The following is a 17,183-nucleotide window of genomic DNA, read 5'->3' on the forward strand; positions in this document are numbered from 1 at the left end:
CCTAGATCATGGTGGAAAGTAGTTAAAGCTTATTTATCGAAAGGGAAGTTTTATCGATTGCCGCCAAGAAACTGATGATGAATGAAAAAGTCGCCTTCTAGCGACTTTTTAATTTTCTAATAAAAATGTATTTTTGGATGGGCCAATTAAATAGAGTTCATGCATTGCTCGTGTGAGAGCTACATACAGTAGTTTCCGATCAATTATTGTATCGTAAAAGGGTGTTTCAAAAGCAGCTACAATGACAGCATCAAACTCAAGCCCTTTAGCAAGATGACTTGGTACAACAAGCAACATTTCCTGATTAATCGATTCATTTTCTGTTAGCAGCTGTGAGGCAATTTTGTTGTCTTTCAATGTATGTTGCATCGAAATGGCTTCAGCAGTAGTTTTGCAAATTAAAGCGATAGACCGATGACCATTTTGACGAATAGCTTCAAAAATCTCTTTAATTTTTAAGGCATCAAATTGGTCTGCTTGAATAAAACTTGGCACATTACCGTGACGAACAACTGGCTCAACCAGCGGTAGCTGCTCATTCATTTGCGCTAAAATTTGATTAGCGACTTCCATAATTTCAATGGTTGTTCGATAGCTTTTTTGCAATGTTCGGAAGCTTGCACGAGGAAATAGACTTTGGACAGGCTCCCAGGCAGTTAATGAGCGGTAGCTATGAATTCCTTGGGCTAAATCGCCAACCATTGTAAACATGTCTGTATCAAGACCTGTTTTTAAAGCAGCAAGCTGAAACAGACTATAATCTTGTACTTCATCGATAAAGACAACACGCATTTTCCATTCATCTGGGATGCCTTTTAGACGTGCTTGTAAATAGTATAGTGCGGCTAAATCTTCGAGTGCCCATTGTTCTTTACGATGTGCCTGCAAAAATTGCTGTTGTTCAAGATAATGCCATTCAGGAGCTAGCTCTGTTAAAAGTTCGGCGTCGGTAAGAAGGGTGCGATAAAGTGTTTTAATGTTATGTTTGGGAAAGCGACGCATATAGGCAGTTGCAGTTGTTTTCGTTTCTTTTTCTATTGCTGGAATTCGTTCGTCGCGTTCATCGATAAATTTTGTGACAACACGTCGCCGCTTTTCATCATCCCGTATACCATTTAAGGCTTTACCCAATGCTTCATCATATTTTTTATGGAGTGTAGCTAAGACAGCCTGTTTTTTTTGGCGGACATGGCTAGCTAACACCTTTTTTATATGTGCAAGGCGTTTTTCAATTGGCATATAAGAAAACTCATATAAAAACAGCTTCTTTAGATGAGCAGCTCGCATAATACAGTATTTTTCAATATAAACATCTTCGAATAGTTGCGCGATTTCTTGCTCTAACTTCTGGATATAGCGCTCAATGACATCACGATAATAAAGTGAACCTTTCACTTCAGCGATCCATGCAGTAGGCTGATGATTTCCACCAGCAACGAGCAATTCTAATTGCTCATTTGGATTTTGAAGCTTTAATTTTAATTTAGTGGCAGCAAGAACGTAGTCTGTAAAAGTAGTTTGGCATATTTTATCGACACCAAGCTCTGGTAAAACATCACCTATATAATCAATAAATAGCTTATTCGGTGCTAAAATCATGAGCTGTTCAGGATTAAAATGCTCGCCCATTGTGTAGAGGAAATAAGATATTCGGTGGAGAGCGATAGTTGTTTTTCCACTACCTGCTGCACCTTGTACAATAATTGGTTGACGAAGATGTGCTCGAATAATTTCATTTTGTTCCTTTTGGATTGTCGAGACAATTTCAGTTAAACGAACATCTGCTTTCCCAGCTAATGCTTCTTGTAGGAGTTCATCGTTTGTTGTTAGATCAATATCCCGTATATCGAGTAATTCGCCGTTCTCGATCTTATATTGTCTTTTAGCGAAGAGATGTCCTTTATGAACTTCTCCACGGACATCGTACTCCATATCACCAAGACGTCCATCATAATAAACATTGGCTACGGGTGAGCGCCAGTCAACAATAATAGGCTCATGGGTTTCACGATGAAATAGTGAGGTTTTCCCAATATAAAGGAATTCTTCGGGATCATCTGTCTTTTGGAAATGGATTCGGGCAAAATAGGGCTTTTTCCGAACGGCTTCTAGACCTTCTTTTTGATTACGAGCCATTTCAAAGAATCTGGCGTTTGTTAAGATATTTAAATAACTTAAACTCGAATCTAAGTAATCAAGGTCAGCCATGGATTTGCGGATATTTTCTTGAGCGGATTGTAGATCTCGTTGTGATTCGTCTAATATTTGTTGCATATAACTTTGGGTATAGGTCAACCGCTCTATCTCAGCCTGAAAATCCGGATGTTGTACAGTCATTTTTAGCACCTCCTAGGTACTTACAATTTCAAAGTAGATTATCATACTACTATATATAATATTTACCATCAAGTGAAAGCTAAATAGTTAATTATGCTACTATTACATTGGGGTTGGAAAGTTTTTCTTTAAATGATAATAGAGGAGGTTAATGATTTTGGACATTTTTGCACATAGAGGTGTTTCGATAAACTATCCAGAAAACACGATGGCAGCCTTTCAAGCAGCATCAAAGCTTCCTATAGCAGGGATAGAGCTAGATGTTCATTTAACCGCAGATAAAGAGGTAGTGGTCATTCATGATGAAACCATTAATCGTACCTCCAATGGTTCAGGCTATGTAAAAGATTTTACATTACAGCAATTGCGTACATTTGACTTTGGTTCGTGGTTTTCTCCAGAGTTCGGAGATGAAACAATCCCTACGTTAGGGGAAGTGTTAGAGCTTTTTGCAGGTACCAACCATCGTATCAATATTGAACTGAAAACAGATATTATCTCATATGAAGGGATTGAAGCGCTCGTACTCAAAGCAGTGGCTGCACAGCAAATGACTGAAAGAGTAATCATTTCATCTTTTAATCATGAATCATTGCAAACAGTATCAAAAATAGCACCTTATATAGAAAGTGCGGCGCTGTTTGCAGAAGTGTTAGTAGATTTTACTTCTTACATTGCTCTTATTCCAGCTAAAGCGTTACATGTAAGTTTACCAACGTCATTTCGTAAATCAGTTAAACTAGCTCTCGCTGAAGGAGCAACTGTTCGTGTATATACTGTTAATGATCAACGTGATGCTCGCTATTTACAGCAACTAGGTATACAGGCGATATTTACTGATGACCCGGAGAAAATATTACAGGCCCTTAGTTAGAGCATGGAAGGGGCTAGGAGACAAAAAGCTTCCGTGGAATAAGTAGCATTTTTGTAATACCCACGGAAAGCGATGTCTTCTAGAAGATACGTTCTACCATTTCGCACGATGTTCTTCAATACATCCGAGCATTTGTTGAATAACAAGTGTTTCACCATTGTCGAGTAAAATGGAGCCGTCGTAATAGCCAAATAGTTGATGTACCTCCGATTTAACTAATTTGGCATTAGTTTGAGCAACACGTTCAAAAAAAGGGGAGAAGGTTAATGAAACCTGATTAGAAAATTTCGTTTTTACTTTCCAACGTTGCATATAGTCTCCAGAATCATATTGAAACAAAAGATCCTCATGTATTTTGGTCATTTTACCATCAACAAAAACAGCATTTTCAGTCATGCCAGTGCCATCTGTCCATTTACCTCCTAAGTTCAGTCCAATCCGTCTTCCTCGAACTCGCTGAGAGGCCATTCCCCAATTCCATAATGCTTGACGTGGCCATACACCTCGTCCATAATCTAACACTGCAAAATTCTCTTCGGCCGAAAAATTATAACGGCGAGTACCAATTGTGACAACACCTGAAGTTGGGAGTATATGATGTTTGCCTGTAAATTGAAATGTTTTGCGATTCCAAGGGATGACAACATTTAAGGTTTCATCAGTTGGGGGATGTTGGACGATAAGCTTTGCACGTAAAACATCACCATCAAAGTCTGGTATGGACACCGATAGATGCGTTTCATTTTGTATATATAATAGATCAATCATCATTTCGCTATTTTTAAATGAGACGGATTCTAAAACCTGTGTCGGCATTTTTAATTTACCACCGAAGGGAATGGTAATCGTTTTTTCGAAATAGCGCTGTGTTTCATATTCAAGGAAATAAACGAAGCAGACAGCAGCATAATCTAAATGACTAATCGTAGCAGAAAACAAGATTTCGTCACCATAGATACACCAATAGTTCCATTTCTTTTTGCGCATGAGATGGCCGCTTAAATTGCTGTTAATAAGTGGCTTACGTGCAAATCCGATGGCTGCTGGATTTAAATTACCTTTTTTATCGCATAAAAGAGTAGGCCGTAAAATTTCTTTCTCAGCATGCTGCTTCACAATTAACATCCCTTCCAGTCATAAAATAAAATCTGCATTGCATTACTCTTTATTGTAGCAAAAATGTTCTTGAAAATGGAAAGGAACATGCTGAATATAATTGATTTCAATAAGAATATGAGTAAGGACCTAACTAATAGAAAGTCATGGATAGACATATGATGGCATGAGGAGGGGATGTATGGCAAAAATGTATAACAGGCAGGCTGCAGTTCAATATGCTAATTTGTGGTGGAACAGACGCAATCCAGCTTTTCCAAATTTTGATGTAGATTGCACAAACTATATATCTCAATGCTTACTTGCGGGTGGTGCACCAATGCGTGGCGCACCGAGTAGAGATAAAGGTTGGTGGATTCAACAAGGGAATTGGAGCTTTAGCTGGTCTGTGGCTCATTCATTAAGGTGGTATTTAGAGGGATCTACAACTGGATTGAAGGGTAGGCGTGTTCAATCGGCAGAGGAGCTAGAGCTTGGGGATGTCATTTTTTATGATTTTCAAGGAAATGGGAGAATTGACCACTCCGTTATTGTCACAAGTATTCAAAATGGTATTCCCTATGTCAATGCCCATACTTCGGATAGTATTAATCGACCTTATTTTTACGAGGATTCCACTGCCTATACACCGAGTATGACTTACTTTTTCTATCATATAGATGACAGCTTTGCTTAAGAAGAGATAGTTTTAAAGCATATCATTTTGTGATAATGTGAAAGATAGAAGAGACCAACTCTAATATGTTGTCTTATGGTAGAAGGAGAATAGAAATATGAGCGAACAAATTTTATCGGTTAGAGATGCAATTATTCAACGTCGTTCCATTAAAAAGTTTAATGGTCAGCCTGTAGATCGTGAGGATTTGATGGCTATTATCGATGATGCTGTCTGGGCACCAAATCACGGTAATCGTGAGCCTTGGCGTTTAGTAGTAGCCTGTGGAAAGGAATTAGCAGACCTGCACCAGCTATTACGCGACCTGACAATTCCAAAATGGCAGGAGCTTTCAAGTGAAGATTTAGCGAAGCAAATGATGAAATTTACATTACCAGGTGGCTATGCTTTTGTAATCGTACCAGAGGATGCTCGTCAAAAAGAACGTTTAGAAGATTATGCAGCTGCAAGTACGTTTATTCAAAATATACAACTGCTTGCGTGGGATAGAGGCATTGGTTCTTGCTGGAAAACGCCAGGCTTCTTAGATAATCCGAAATTCCGTGAAGCTTTAAAGGTTCAGCCAGGTGAGCGTGTCATTGCCATGCTACAAATGGGTTATTTTGATGAAGTACCGAAAGGCAAGGAACGTAAACAATCAGCTGAAATAGTGACGATTTTTGGTGAATAACCGAAAAAAATCCCTTCACTTTAAAAGTGAGGGGATTTTTTAATGGGACGATATTTATTTTTGTAAATCAGAAACCTCGTATAAGTAATCACTTAACACACGTAAGCCTTTATCGAAGTTTTCTAAATGGAAGTGTTCATTCGGTGCGTGGAAGTTTTCACTTGATAAGCCGAAGCCCATTAACACCACAGGTAAATCTAAAATTTCATCAAAGGCAGCTACAATAGGGATAGATCCTCCGCCACGTGTGTATGCAGTTGGTACATTATACACTTTTTCATAGGAACGTCCAGCTGCTTGGATAAATGGATGATCGAAAGGTGTTAAGAATGGACGCCCTTTATCAAATTCAGAAACATTGATTTCCACACCAGTAGGTTTATGTTTTTCAACATGGGCTTTTAATAGTGCTACAATTTCGTCAGGCTCTTGATTTGGAACAAGACGGCATGTGATTTTAGCACCAGCTTCCGCAGGTAGAACCGTTTTGATGCCTTCACCAGAGAAGCCACCAAATACACCGTTAACCTCTAGTGTTGGACGAGCCCAAGTGCGTTCTAAATAAGAAAAACCTTGTTCACCGAATAATTCTTTTACGCCAACTTCCTGTTTAACTGATTCCTCATCAAAGCCAAGTGCTAAATAAGCTTCACGTTCTTCTTCTGATAGTGGCAATACTTTATCGTAGAAGCCTTCAACTTGAATCGTTCCATGCTCATCACGGAAGGATGCTAAAATTTCAGCCAACGCATGGATAGCATTTTGGACGCCGCCACCGTAAAGACCAGAGTGTAGATCTCCTTTAGCTCCACGAACATCAATTTGAATGCCTGTTAAGCCACGTAATCCATAGCATACTGCAGGTTTACCAGGACCATAAAGACCTGTATCAGAAATTAAAATTAAATCTGCTGCAAGTTTTTCCTTATGTTCTTCAACATAAGCAGGTAAATGCGGACTGCCGATTTCTTCTTCGCCTTCATAAATGAATTTAACGTTGACTGGTAAAGTCCCTGTTGTTGCAAAGAGTGCCTCAATCATTTTTAAATGCATAAACACTTGCCCTTTATCATCACTCGCTCCACGGGCAAATAATTTATTGTCACGAATCGTAGGATTGAACGGCTCGCTGTCCCATAAATTTAATGGATCAACAGGTTGTACATCATAATGACCATAAAATAAAATAGTTGGTTTCCCTTCAGCATGTAACCAATCCGCATAGACAACAGGGTGCCCAGCTGTTTGTGTAATAGAGATATTTTCAAGATTTAGTTTTTCAAACGCATTAGCTAGCCATTGTGCTGCCTGTTGAATATCTTCTTTATGCTCGGATAGAGAACTGATACTTGGAATTCGTAAAAATTCATTCAGTTCATTTAAATGTGCCTCACGATGTTCTGCAAAATAAGCATCTAATTGCTGTAAATTTGTCATCTAGCATCCCTCTTTCCAATATTTCGATAATAGAAATAGTATAGCATACTGTGGTTGGGGAATCTTGCTATAGCAATGGTTCCTGCCATATACGTTAATGTTTAGCCCCAATTTTAGCCCCACTATCCTGTAAAGTTTGACTAAAGAGTGATACAGATTCAGCTTCTAATTCCTTTAGAACATGGCCGTATACATCCATTATCATTTTTGGTGTATTGCCTAATCGCTCAGCAATAACTTTCACATTGAGTCCACGGTTTAACAAGATAGTGCAATGTGTATGCCTTAAACCATGTATTGTTGTTTTTGGCAGTCCAGTCCGATCTAAAATTTTATTGAAAGCATAAATAGGACTTGTTGGAGCAATCGGATCTGCAGCATGTTCAAATATAAACACAAACGTATCATCTTTTGATAAATCGTCTTGCAGTTTCCGGCCGTTTTTAAATAATGCTTTTTTACACCATTTTAAATATGTCTCTAGTTGCTTCATAACCATTTCATCTACTAGAATGGTTCTGTAGCTATTTGTTGTTTTTGGTGTGTGGATGCCGATAACATCCCTGGTACGCTCAATTGTAATGGTGTTGTTTAGGAAGTCTATATTCTTCCATTGCAATCCTAATGCTTCACCACGACGGATCCCTGTATAAGCGATCGTAAGGAAAAAAGTATAGTGGGTCACATTTTCATCCTGTTTGGCATCATCTAAAAAAGTGACTAGTTCAGTAGGAGTAAGGAAGTTGGTCATTTATAATCTAAAAACTTTTTATCAACTAAAAACCCTTTAATAATGGAATTTAATGTTTTTGTATCTTCTGGATTCAAGACATAATTCTATGAAACGGTCATGACAAAGCCTTTAGTTATTAGTGGCTACGCGCTTTGTTGGAATGAACGAGCGTGTATCTATGGTGACCAAGGTAAATTTTACGAACAGTTCCTACCAGGTGTCTTTGTAGACTCTATAAAAAAACGTCATCAAACTCTTCGATATTTACACTTGAGTTCGCTTGATTTTGCAAGTGCAAAAATGGGACAACTTACATTATTTGAAGATGAAAGAGGTTTGTCATTTAATATTGAATTAGAAAATAACAATGAAAATCACCTACTATACAATTTAGTAAGAGATGGGCAAGTAAACCATGTCTCAGTAAGATTTAAAAATGCAGAATTTAAAGAGACAAAAAGAGGAAGGCAAAGTTTTAAGTTGATTCAACGTGCAGAATTAGTAGAAATAAGTATAGTAGAGAATCCGGCTTATAAAACATCCATTGTACAAGTTGGATGTAAAAATAGCCGATTAGAGTTAATTTCTAAAATCGATAAGGCATTGAGTAGTTAAAACACTTACTTCGGTAGGTGTTTTTTAATTACTGGAATAATGAAATATAATATTGATAAAATTTTGAAAGATGAGGGTTTTGATAAAGGATTTAGATATCAAATATCTCAGAGTGGCTTCCTAAATATATAATTTTACATAATTTCCAATTTATATTTTTTATAGTATATATATAACTTAATACTAAAATTAATGAGTATAAATAATTATTTCTTTTTATGGAATAATAAGGTATATTTGTTAATGAAAGATCATTAAGAATAAAGGAGATTGATAATTATGTTCAAAAAAGGATTATTAACTTTGTCCGCAGGTATAATGTTAAGTGCCTTTTCAGTAGCTCCTGCTTCTGCAGGTACATTAGAATCTACATATAGCGGAAGTTTCTCTAAAGATTGGGAATTATATTCTGCAAGTTCTGATAATAAAGCTACTATTACTTATGGTTATAACACATCTTGGATCAATGAAGATTATGTATGGGCAAACCATTCTACTAAAGATCATTATGGGGCTTTATATAATGGTGCATGGCATGCAGCTCCGAGCAAATCAGCCACAGAATTATCAAAAATAGAAGTTCGTCATGACGCTGCTTCAACTAATAAATATCAATGTAATTGGTAATCTTTTTAGAAAATCGACAAGGCGAGTTAACTGAGTGTTAACTCGCTTTTGTTGACTAAAATAATCTTAAATAACAAGGTGATTGTAGTGAAAAAAGCAAAATACATACTTAGTTTAATATTATTCAGTATTGTACTAACTTTTATAGGAGAAACATATGCATGGCATTTAATTAGCTTCGAGACTAAATATGATTATGTCACAATGTATAAAAATAAAGAAGTTTCTCAAGAGGATATGTTAAAGGATGTAAAAAAAGTTGCAGAGGAAGAGCATTTAGAAGTTTTTGTTGTTAATAGAGAAATTTTAAATATTTTTTCTGAAAATATAAAGATATATGGAACTGAAGGCACAGCGAACTACCTAGAAGTTAATTCTTTTGTACAATCCGGTGACTACCAAAGTATATTTTTAGGGGATTTTAATTTTGAGGTGCTTCCTTTAACAAATATTACAGATATAAATAAGTTTGAAAAGTATTATCTTATTGGAGATAAAGAAAACAAGGTCCGTTTTAAGCAAAAACTTGTTGATAAGTACGGTGGTAGATTTCCACAAGAAGGCTACATTGCTTTAAATGGTGTTTTAAATATCAGTGTTGTATGGTCTATTATAATATGCCTACTACTACTATTAACTTTATATGAAGTTGCTCAAATGAGAAAAGAAGTAGTGATAAGAATTATTTCAGGAGAAAGACTGCAGAACATTATTTTTAAAAATATGATATCAGACTCGTTATTTTATACTTGTGCATTTTCTTTGCTTGTTATACTTTTTTTGCAATTTGCTAATGTTAAATATTATTTAAGTCTTTCAATTTTGATAATCACAATTTTTATTATTATTAACAATTTAATATATTTCACCCTTTACATAGGCGATTATAAAAAGGATATGAAATCAAAAATTAGTGTCAAAAGGGTTTTAAAGTTAAGTTATTTATATAAAATATTTACAATCTTTATTACTGTGACACTTGCTGCAGGGTGTTTAACTTTAATAGATGAAGGAATTAAATTTTATAAACAAAAATCATTTTTTGATGATGCTAAAGATTATTCATATGTAGAGCTAAATTTAGAAAACCTTGATGATACCAAAAAATTAAGGTTTGATTTTTACAAAGAATATCTTTCAATGAATAATGCGATTTCTTTAGTAGATTTATCAAGTTGGAGCTTGAATTCAGATCTAAATTATACTTTCGCTGATAGTGGATCACTTGAATATTTGAATGAAAAAGTTAGTGGATTAGATATCAGTTCATTAAAAAATAAGGTGTATTTTCTAGCACCTGAAAAGTACAATTCTGAAAAGATTATTTCAGAAATGAAAGAAGTATGGGATTCATACTATCCTTATCAATATGAATATGACATTATATGGTATAATGAAGAGCTAAATATAATTTCAATAGATAAGACTAGCAATATTAATAGTAAAATTGTTAATAACCCCATAATTTTATTAAACAATATGGTTTCAGATAGTATTAATCCTTATTGGAATGACTATATTTTTAGTACATCAATGTACAAAATTATAGATACGGATTGGAAAGCATTTATTAAAAACTCTAATTTGAATAATGAAGTTGTTTACAAAACAAATGTGTATGAACATTACCTTTATCAATGGGATTTCTATAAAAAAGGTATTCTAATTGGAATAGTTTTATTAATTATCCTTTTTATTTTAGAAGCAATAATTATCAAAACTATATTAAATTATGAATATAGTATTAATTCAGTTGAAATAGCAATAAAAAAGGTTATGGGTTATAGCTTATTTGAAAGATACAAAAGATTATTTGTAACTACAATTCTGTTTGGCTTTTTAGCTGGTATATCTACTTTAATAATTGGGCACTACCTAGATTTGAATTCAGAAATATATTTAATCGTTGGAGCCCTTTCCGTAATTGTTATAGAGATTTGTTTTGTTTTCCTTTATATTCGATTAACAGAAAGTAGAAGTATACAATCAGTTCTTAAAGGTGGCATAGTAAAATGATAGAAATATTAAATTTAAGTAAATCTTATGAGAAAAGAGAATTGTTTAATGGTTTTAATTTAACAATTCAGGATGGAGAGTTTGTTATATTTTCAGGACCAAGTGGTTGCGGTAAGACTACCCTTTTAAATATGATTGGCGCTATTGAAAAAATAGATAGTGGAAAGATTTTAGTTGATAAAAACGATATTAGTGTGAAAAAGAACCAATTAGATTACTTTGGTAATAGAGTAGGGTTTCTTTTTCAAAACTTTGCTTTAATTGAAGATAAAACAGTATTATACAATTTGAAAATGATTAAACAAAAGAACCGATCCAATGTTAGTATAGAAGAAGCTTTGAAATCTGTTGGACTGTTAAATAAAATTAATGATAAGATTTATACTTTATCTGGTGGGGAGCAGCAGCGCATTGCCTTAGCACGATTAATGATAAAAAAATGTGATATTATTTTAGCTGATGAACCTACTGGATCTCTAGATAAAAATAATGCAGATGTAGTAATGAGTATTCTAAAAAGTATGAATGATAGTGGAAAGACAATAATTTTAGTTACTCATGATGAAGAAATAAAAAAAAGAGGAAAGCGAATAATCGAAATATGAAAAAAAATAAGAAAATATTTTTTATAATTTTGGCAACTGTATGCTCTGTTTTTATTATATTTAATCTATTTTGGTATGGATGGATGAAAAATAAGTATACCGCATATATAGAAGGCTTTAACGAATTTGTACCAAATAGAAGTTACGTATTATCAGAAAAATCCTATTTATATAATGTGAAATTTCCAAATTATTTATCGTTTGTAGGAAATTTAGGTGTAGCAACAGATGATAATAAATTCGCACTAATCATATGGCCATCGTTCATTGGAGAAAATACCTATGGAATTCAAATAAAGGACGAGAATGATCAAGTATACTCTATAATGATTAAAAGAGATTTAAGTGTTGTTGGTAATGAGAATGCTGATTTAATTAAAAATAATAAAGAACAAATTGAAATATTATTCAAGAAAGCACAAGAAAAGTGGGGCGACAGTGTTTTATAGTAAAAATTCTTACATTATATTTTAAAAGCTAAGAGTGATTAATTTTCCCCTTAATCAATAAAAAATATAACTGTGTATTTACTTTAACTAAGAAAAGTAAAACACATAATACACATGATTTTCCGTTTGATCATAGATTACACACTGTGCGGTGAATATAATAGAATCTTTTGGTGGATGTCCCACCGCAATGTCTTATCGTATAAATCTCGAAATCGTGCAGTGATGAAATTTGAAACTTAATCTTTTAATCTTTTAAAACATGCTCTAAAAAATTAATATATATATAATCAAGCAACTGCAGAAATGTGGTTGCTTTTTATTATGGCCAAAAGAAAAACACTTTCAGCTGCACGATCAGTTGAACTGCCCCCCGATTGTTAGACACACAATCTAACAATTGGAGGTGCAGTTTTTTTGTCTAAATTTACTGCAGAAGAAAAATTACAAGCTTTTCAACGCTATTTGAATGGTAATGAAAGTTATAAAGAAATTGAGCAATCCATTGGTGTAAATAAGAAGTCAATCTTTATATGGGTGAAACAATATGAACATAATGGCCTTAATGCCTTTATTAAACGATGTACAAATTACACACAACAGTTTAAACTGGGCGTACTAAATTTTATGATTGAAAATGGTACATCCTTAACCGAAACGGCAGCTACATTTAACATACCTGCCCCATCAACGGTTCTTGTTTGGAGAAGACAACTGGAAACGCAAGGACTCAATGTCCCGAGAATAATAGAAATAGTATAGCATAATGTGGTAGGGGAGTGCCGTAATATCAGAGCTACTGCTATTTTTATTTGGGGGGAGTTTACTAGTCATTTTCTAAAACTTTTCAATTAAGTTCGAATGATGATATAGAGTAAAGTAGATTGTTAAGAAAAATGTGACAAAGTCTATAAGAGAGAGCTTTGCCACACCTGAGGACTGGTGATATAAACTATAAGAACTATAAAAAGTTCGCCTTATTTTGTTTTCTTATCATTGGCACGCTCGATAAATAAGTCAGTTAGATCGTTCATTTGTCCAATAACAGAAATGGGATCTGTAAACCAAAATTTGAAATTATCTATTTCGTATACTTCATTATTTTTAACAACATCTAAACTTTTCCATACAGGAGCCGTTGTAAAGTCGACTTTAGGCGTGTCGGCCGCTCTTGCAACGATAACACGGTCCCCTACAAAGTCTGAAATTTTTTCTGAAGAAATTTGTACCCATGGGGTTTTTATAGTAGTTTCTGCTTTTACAGCTGGCGCCATTTGTAAGCCTAATCCCGTATAAACAGGATACCCTGTATAACCATCGCCATAAATAGTGATGGTTCCTTTACCATCCAGTATATCCATAACAGTTATTGTTTCTTCAGGCTTAATAATACGAGCAATTTTTTGGCGAGCGGTTTGAACTTGTTGTTGATAGTTTTTTTGCCACTCCTCGGCAAGATTTTCTCGATTTAAAATAATACCAAATTCTTTAATGAGTTTAGGTATATTTTCTTCGTATTCAATATAGATGGTAGGTGCAATTTTAGAAAGCTGCTCATACATTTCTTTATTACCTGTAATAATTAAATCAGGTTCTAATGAAAGTACTTTTTCTATAGAGTCTCCGACCACCTCAATTCCTTTTTTATCTTTTTCAGGAATATAAGGGTTTTTTAGCTGTGCTTCATTCGAACCAACTGGTTTGACATCTAAAGCAAGTAAGTAACCTAAATAAAAATCAGTAACAATACGTTGCGGATTTTTTTTATACGTAATATCACCATTGAGGGAGTGATAAACCATTGTTTCCTCTGATTCTTTGGTAGTGTCGTTGTTTGTACAAGCTGTTAATAATAAAGCAGCACATAAAACAAATGAAGCTACTATAGTATGGTTCCAATTAAATTTCATTGGTAAAAAGCCTCCTTCATATTGATAACAATTATCATTATATAAAGGTCCTCGATTGAATACATCGGAGGATTTTAGCTCAAAATTAGGATTATTCAACACTAGAGAAGTGGGTAAATATAATCTTTTATATTGGCCAGGCGTTAACCCAGTATGTTTTTTAAATAGGCGAGTAAAGTAAGAAGAATCTTCGTAACCAATTTGCTTCGAAACTTCTTGGATTGAATGATGTGTTTCAACTAAAAGCCGCTTTGCATGTTTGATACGAGTATGTAATAAATAATCAATTAGACCATAACCAGTTTGATATTTAAATTGTTTAGAGAGATAAGATACACTGTAATTCATTTTTTCTGCAATTGTATGACGCGATAAATTTTCATGAAAATGCTTATTTATATAATCTAATGTTTGAGAGGTTAACTGTTCCTCATGCAATCTATTTGAATCTAGTGTATACATTTCATAGATTAATTCTGCTAAGTATAATTTTGTCTTATATTTACTAGCATCAGTGTACATTTCCCATTGTGTGTTTATGTTATCTATTAATGTTAACCAATGCTTCGGTGCATCATAAAAAATGAGAGGCTCTAAGGGCTCAGATATTGTATTATCAAAAGAAACATTACAATAGATCCATAGACATTCCGAAGATGGTTCCTGCATGACATGTATGTTTATAGGGTCATGAACAAGCAAAAAGATGTTTTTATGATGTAAAAGGGGAGTATGATGTAAGTCCCATTCGCCAGACCCTTGAGCAATAAAACTAAAAATACAGTTACAAGTAATGATAGGCCTTAACTGTGGATTTTTAGATATATGTAAAATGGTTAATTTTGCCGAGTCCCAATCTGCTAAAGTAAGGTTTTTCAATTTGATGGTTCACTTCTTTCAATAGGTTATATTACGATAATACAACCAATGATAATGATTCTCAAATAGATGCTTGTATTGTAGAAGTGAAAATCTTCTTAAAAACATACGAAAAAAGTAAACTGCATTCAAATGATTAGATTGCCTCTAATCATTTGAAGTGCAGTTATGCAAGATGTTTTTATTTAATTAGACATATAGCGTTGTATAATTTTCTCATTTTTTTCAGCGAAGCGGTCATTGTGAGAGGATACACCAGCCATATCGACTCCGGTAGGATCTAAATATAGCTTCGCACTATTAACGGCTAGAATGGCATCATTAAACGCACCAGCTATCAGGCGAACCTTACTAGGGTGAGTAATAAAATCACCAGCACCAAATATGCCTGGAATACTTGTGTGCATTTTAGGCGAAACAGATATACCATATTCTTCACATTCAAAGCCCCATTCCATAATAGGACCGTAGAAGGATCGTTCAAAGCCGTGATTAACAATTATTTCATCGACTTCAAATTGTGTGCTCTCACCAGATGTAACATGTTGGACAGTAACCCGTTCTATTTTGGTGTTGTTGCCATGCAAACTAGTCACAACATAGGGGACTAGTGATGTGGCAACTTGCTTCATTTGCGAAACAGATGATTCAAACGCTTTGAAATCTTCTCGACGATGAACAACAATGACTTCCTTAGCAATTGGTGCAATGGCAATCGCCCATTCCACAGCAGAGTCACCACCACCTGAAATTAAAACACGTTTATTGGCAAACTTAGATTTATCCGTAACTGTATAGTGTAAATTAGTTAATTCGTAACGATCTGCTCCTTCTATATTTAACTTTTGAATTTTGGTAATACCACGACCTGCTGCTAAAATGACCGTTCTGCTAAAATGACGTTCTCCTGTTTTAGCAATTAACTCAAAAATTTTATCTTCCCGCTGTTCCATGCCAACAATTTCTTGCCCATAAACGATGGTTGGATCAAATGTTTTCGCTTGAGTAATAAGTGCATTTATTATTTCTTCACAGCGAACAGGCTCAACACCACCTACATCCCAAATTAGCTTTTCTGGATACGTTCTCATAAAACCACCGAGCTCATGCTTAATCTCAATAATTTTTGTTCTCATTTCGCGCATCCCACTATAAAATGCGGAATACATGCCAGCTGGTCCACCACCAATAATTGTTACGTCATAAATGTCTTGTTCATTTATTGACATTAGGGCACCAACTTTTCAACAATATAGTCGATTAGTAGTTCTGTGCCAATAGGACCTAGTCCAACTGCATAATCCTTTGTATCTAATGGGAACACGCGACCATTCTGTACAGCCTCCATGGATTGCCATAGCGGACTATCTTCTAAACTCTTCATCGATTCATCACTGCTATAATTTTCTAACACTCTCTTTTCAACGAAAATATAGTCTGGTTTAATTTCTGGTAAGATTTCAAGAGATAACGGTGTAAACCAATCTTCTGAATCTGCTAATTGTTCTGGAATTTTTAATCCTAGCTGACGATAGATTAAACCACTACCTGGTCCCTCTGCTTTAGCGCCCATGAAGCGATACTGTTTTGGTTCAACCCTTAATACCATGACTGTTTTATCGCCAATGGCTTGTTGTAGTTTTTCTTTAGCTTCTGTCACTTTGTTATTGTAAGTAGTCAGGGTTGCTTCAGCTTCTTTTTCTTTCTCAAAAACTTTACCTAATGCAGGAAGTGCTTCTTCTATAGAACCATTGGCATCCACGGCAAGGGTAGGGGCTATTTTACTTAGCTCTTCATATTTTTTAGCATCGATCACATTCCCTTGCACGACAATTAAATCAGGAGCCAATGAAAGTATTTGCTCTAAATTTTCTTCATATTGAGGGGTATTAATCATTTCTACATTATTTTCTTTAAAAAGCTTTGGACGATAGTCAGGCTCTATTTCATCTACCACTAAAACTTTTTGGGGCACAATGTCAATAGATAGTAAAAACTCTGCATAATTAGAGTTAAACACCAACATATTTTTAGGATTTGTCGGGATCGTAACATCGCCGAAAAGTCCTTTAACGGTTTTGGTAGTAGCCGCTGTTTCTTCTGATGACTGTGTGTTTTGATTGTCTTCCGTTGGCTCACTATTACATGCAGCCAAAGCGAAAACCATCATTAGCAATGGTAAGAAAGCATAATATTTTTTTAACATTTCTCTAATCTCCTTTTTTGATAATGATTATCA

Annotated in this window: 15 protein-coding genes and 1 pseudogene; 9 read left to right on the top strand and 7 right to left on the bottom strand. The window is 34.7% G+C overall.

What is annotated here, in order from left to right; genetic code table 11:
• Positions 1-108: 108 nt before the first annotated feature.
• Positions 109-2,337 carry an RNA polymerase recycling motor HelD gene (helD, locus tag V6670_RS01985; RefSeq protein ID WP_338652348.1) on the bottom strand — a complete coding sequence of 743 codons (2,229 nt, stop codon included), beginning with the start codon at positions 2,335-2,337 and terminating at the stop codon, positions 109-111.
• Positions 2,338-2,494: 157 nt separating this feature from the next.
• On the opposite strand from helD, the gene V6670_RS01990 reads away from it, so the two are divergent.
• Positions 2,495-3,211 (top strand): glycerophosphodiester phosphodiesterase, encoded by a 717-nt coding sequence (locus V6670_RS01990; RefSeq protein ID WP_338652349.1) that lies wholly within the window; start codon positions 2,495-2,497, stop codon positions 3,209-3,211.
• A 93-nt stretch (positions 3,212-3,304) separates the two neighbouring features.
• Here the strand turns inward: V6670_RS01990 and V6670_RS01995 are convergent, their stop codons facing one another.
• Positions 3,305-4,327 carry a DUF2804 domain-containing protein gene (locus V6670_RS01995; RefSeq protein ID WP_141903965.1) on the bottom strand — a complete coding sequence of 341 codons (1,023 nt, stop codon included), beginning with the start codon at positions 4,325-4,327 and terminating at the stop codon, positions 3,305-3,307.
• Positions 4,328-4,508: 181 nt separating this feature from the next.
• Here V6670_RS01995 and V6670_RS02000 point away from each other — a divergent pair, with 181 nt between their 5' ends.
• Both V6670_RS02000 and V6670_RS02005 read left to right on the top strand, forming a co-directional pair.
• On the top strand, positions 4,509-5,003 hold the full coding sequence (locus V6670_RS02000) for an amidase domain-containing protein (RefSeq protein ID WP_036117549.1): 495 nt from the start codon (positions 4,509-4,511) through the stop codon (positions 5,001-5,003).
• A gap of 97 nt (positions 5,004-5,100) precedes the next feature.
• Positions 5,101-5,673, top strand: a complete 573-nt coding sequence (locus tag V6670_RS02005) for a nitroreductase (RefSeq protein ID WP_036117546.1) — start codon at positions 5,101-5,103, stop codon at positions 5,671-5,673.
• Positions 5,674-5,727: 54 nt separating this feature from the next.
• Here the strand turns inward: V6670_RS02005 and V6670_RS02010 are convergent, their stop codons facing one another.
• Both V6670_RS02010 and V6670_RS02015 read right to left on the bottom strand, forming a co-directional pair.
• The gene (locus V6670_RS02010; RefSeq protein WP_141903964.1) at positions 5,728-7,110 is read right to left on the bottom strand and encodes a dipeptidase; all 1,383 of its coding nucleotides are present in this window, start codon (positions 7,108-7,110) and stop codon (positions 5,728-5,730) included.
• Between the two features lie 94 nt (positions 7,111-7,204).
• Positions 7,205-7,861 (bottom strand): site-specific integrase, encoded by a 657-nt coding sequence (locus V6670_RS02015; RefSeq protein ID WP_141903963.1) that lies wholly within the window; start codon positions 7,859-7,861, stop codon positions 7,205-7,207.
• 99 nt (positions 7,862-7,960) lie between these two features.
• Here V6670_RS02015 and V6670_RS02020 point away from each other — a divergent pair, with 99 nt between their 5' ends.
• From V6670_RS02020 to V6670_RS02045, 6 genes and pseudogenes are all read left to right on the top strand, one after another.
• The gene (locus V6670_RS02020; protein WP_338652352.1) at positions 7,961-8,458 is read left to right on the top strand and encodes an HK97 family phage prohead protease; all 498 of its coding nucleotides are present in this window, start codon (positions 7,961-7,963) and stop codon (positions 8,456-8,458) included.
• A 279-nt stretch (positions 8,459-8,737) separates the two neighbouring features.
• Complete coding sequence (locus V6670_RS02025) at positions 8,738-9,085, top strand: hypothetical protein (RefSeq protein WP_141903961.1); 348 nt, start codon at positions 8,738-8,740, stop codon at positions 9,083-9,085.
• Between the two features lie 87 nt (positions 9,086-9,172).
• The gene (locus V6670_RS02030) at positions 9,173-11,101 is read left to right on the top strand and encodes a DUF1430 domain-containing protein (RefSeq protein ID WP_141903960.1); all 1,929 of its coding nucleotides are present in this window, start codon (positions 9,173-9,175) and stop codon (positions 11,099-11,101) included.
• Positions 11,098-11,706, top strand: a complete 609-nt coding sequence (locus V6670_RS02035) for an ATP-binding cassette domain-containing protein (protein ID WP_141903959.1) — start codon at positions 11,098-11,100, stop codon at positions 11,704-11,706. The genes V6670_RS02030 and V6670_RS02035 overlap by 4 nt, the downstream gene beginning before the upstream one ends.
• Positions 11,703-12,155, top strand: coding sequence for a hypothetical protein (locus tag V6670_RS02040; protein ID WP_141903958.1), 453 nt, complete (start codon positions 11,703-11,705; stop codon positions 12,153-12,155). The genes V6670_RS02035 and V6670_RS02040 overlap by 4 nt, the downstream gene beginning before the upstream one ends.
• 417 nt (positions 12,156-12,572) lie before the next feature.
• Positions 12,573-12,890 (top strand): annotated as a pseudogene (locus V6670_RS02045) (transposase); the annotation flags it as partial.
• 242 nt (positions 12,891-13,132) lie between these two features.
• Here the strand turns inward: V6670_RS02045 and V6670_RS02050 are convergent.
• The 3 genes from V6670_RS02050 to V6670_RS02060 form a co-directional block, all read right to left on the bottom strand.
• Positions 13,133-14,944, bottom strand: a complete 1,812-nt coding sequence (locus V6670_RS02050; RefSeq protein ID WP_338652357.1) for an AraC family transcriptional regulator — start codon at positions 14,942-14,944, stop codon at positions 13,133-13,135.
• A gap of 185 nt (positions 14,945-15,129) precedes the next feature.
• Positions 15,130-16,173, bottom strand: a complete 1,044-nt coding sequence (locus tag V6670_RS02055) for an NAD(P)/FAD-dependent oxidoreductase (protein WP_170829840.1) — start codon at positions 16,171-16,173, stop codon at positions 15,130-15,132.
• Positions 16,173-17,150: an ABC transporter substrate-binding protein gene (locus V6670_RS02060; RefSeq protein ID WP_338652359.1), complete on the bottom strand. Its 978-nt coding sequence runs from the start codon at positions 17,148-17,150 to the stop codon at positions 16,173-16,175. The genes V6670_RS02055 and V6670_RS02060 overlap by 1 nt, the downstream gene beginning before the upstream one ends.
• Between the last annotated feature and the right edge of the window lie 33 nt (positions 17,151-17,183).

The sequence above is a fragment of the Lysinibacillus sp. Y5S-8 genome, from assembly GCF_036894365.1.
In the GTDB taxonomy this organism is placed as follows: domain Bacteria; phylum Bacillota; class Bacilli; order Bacillales_A; family Planococcaceae; genus Lysinibacillus; species Lysinibacillus fusiformis_D.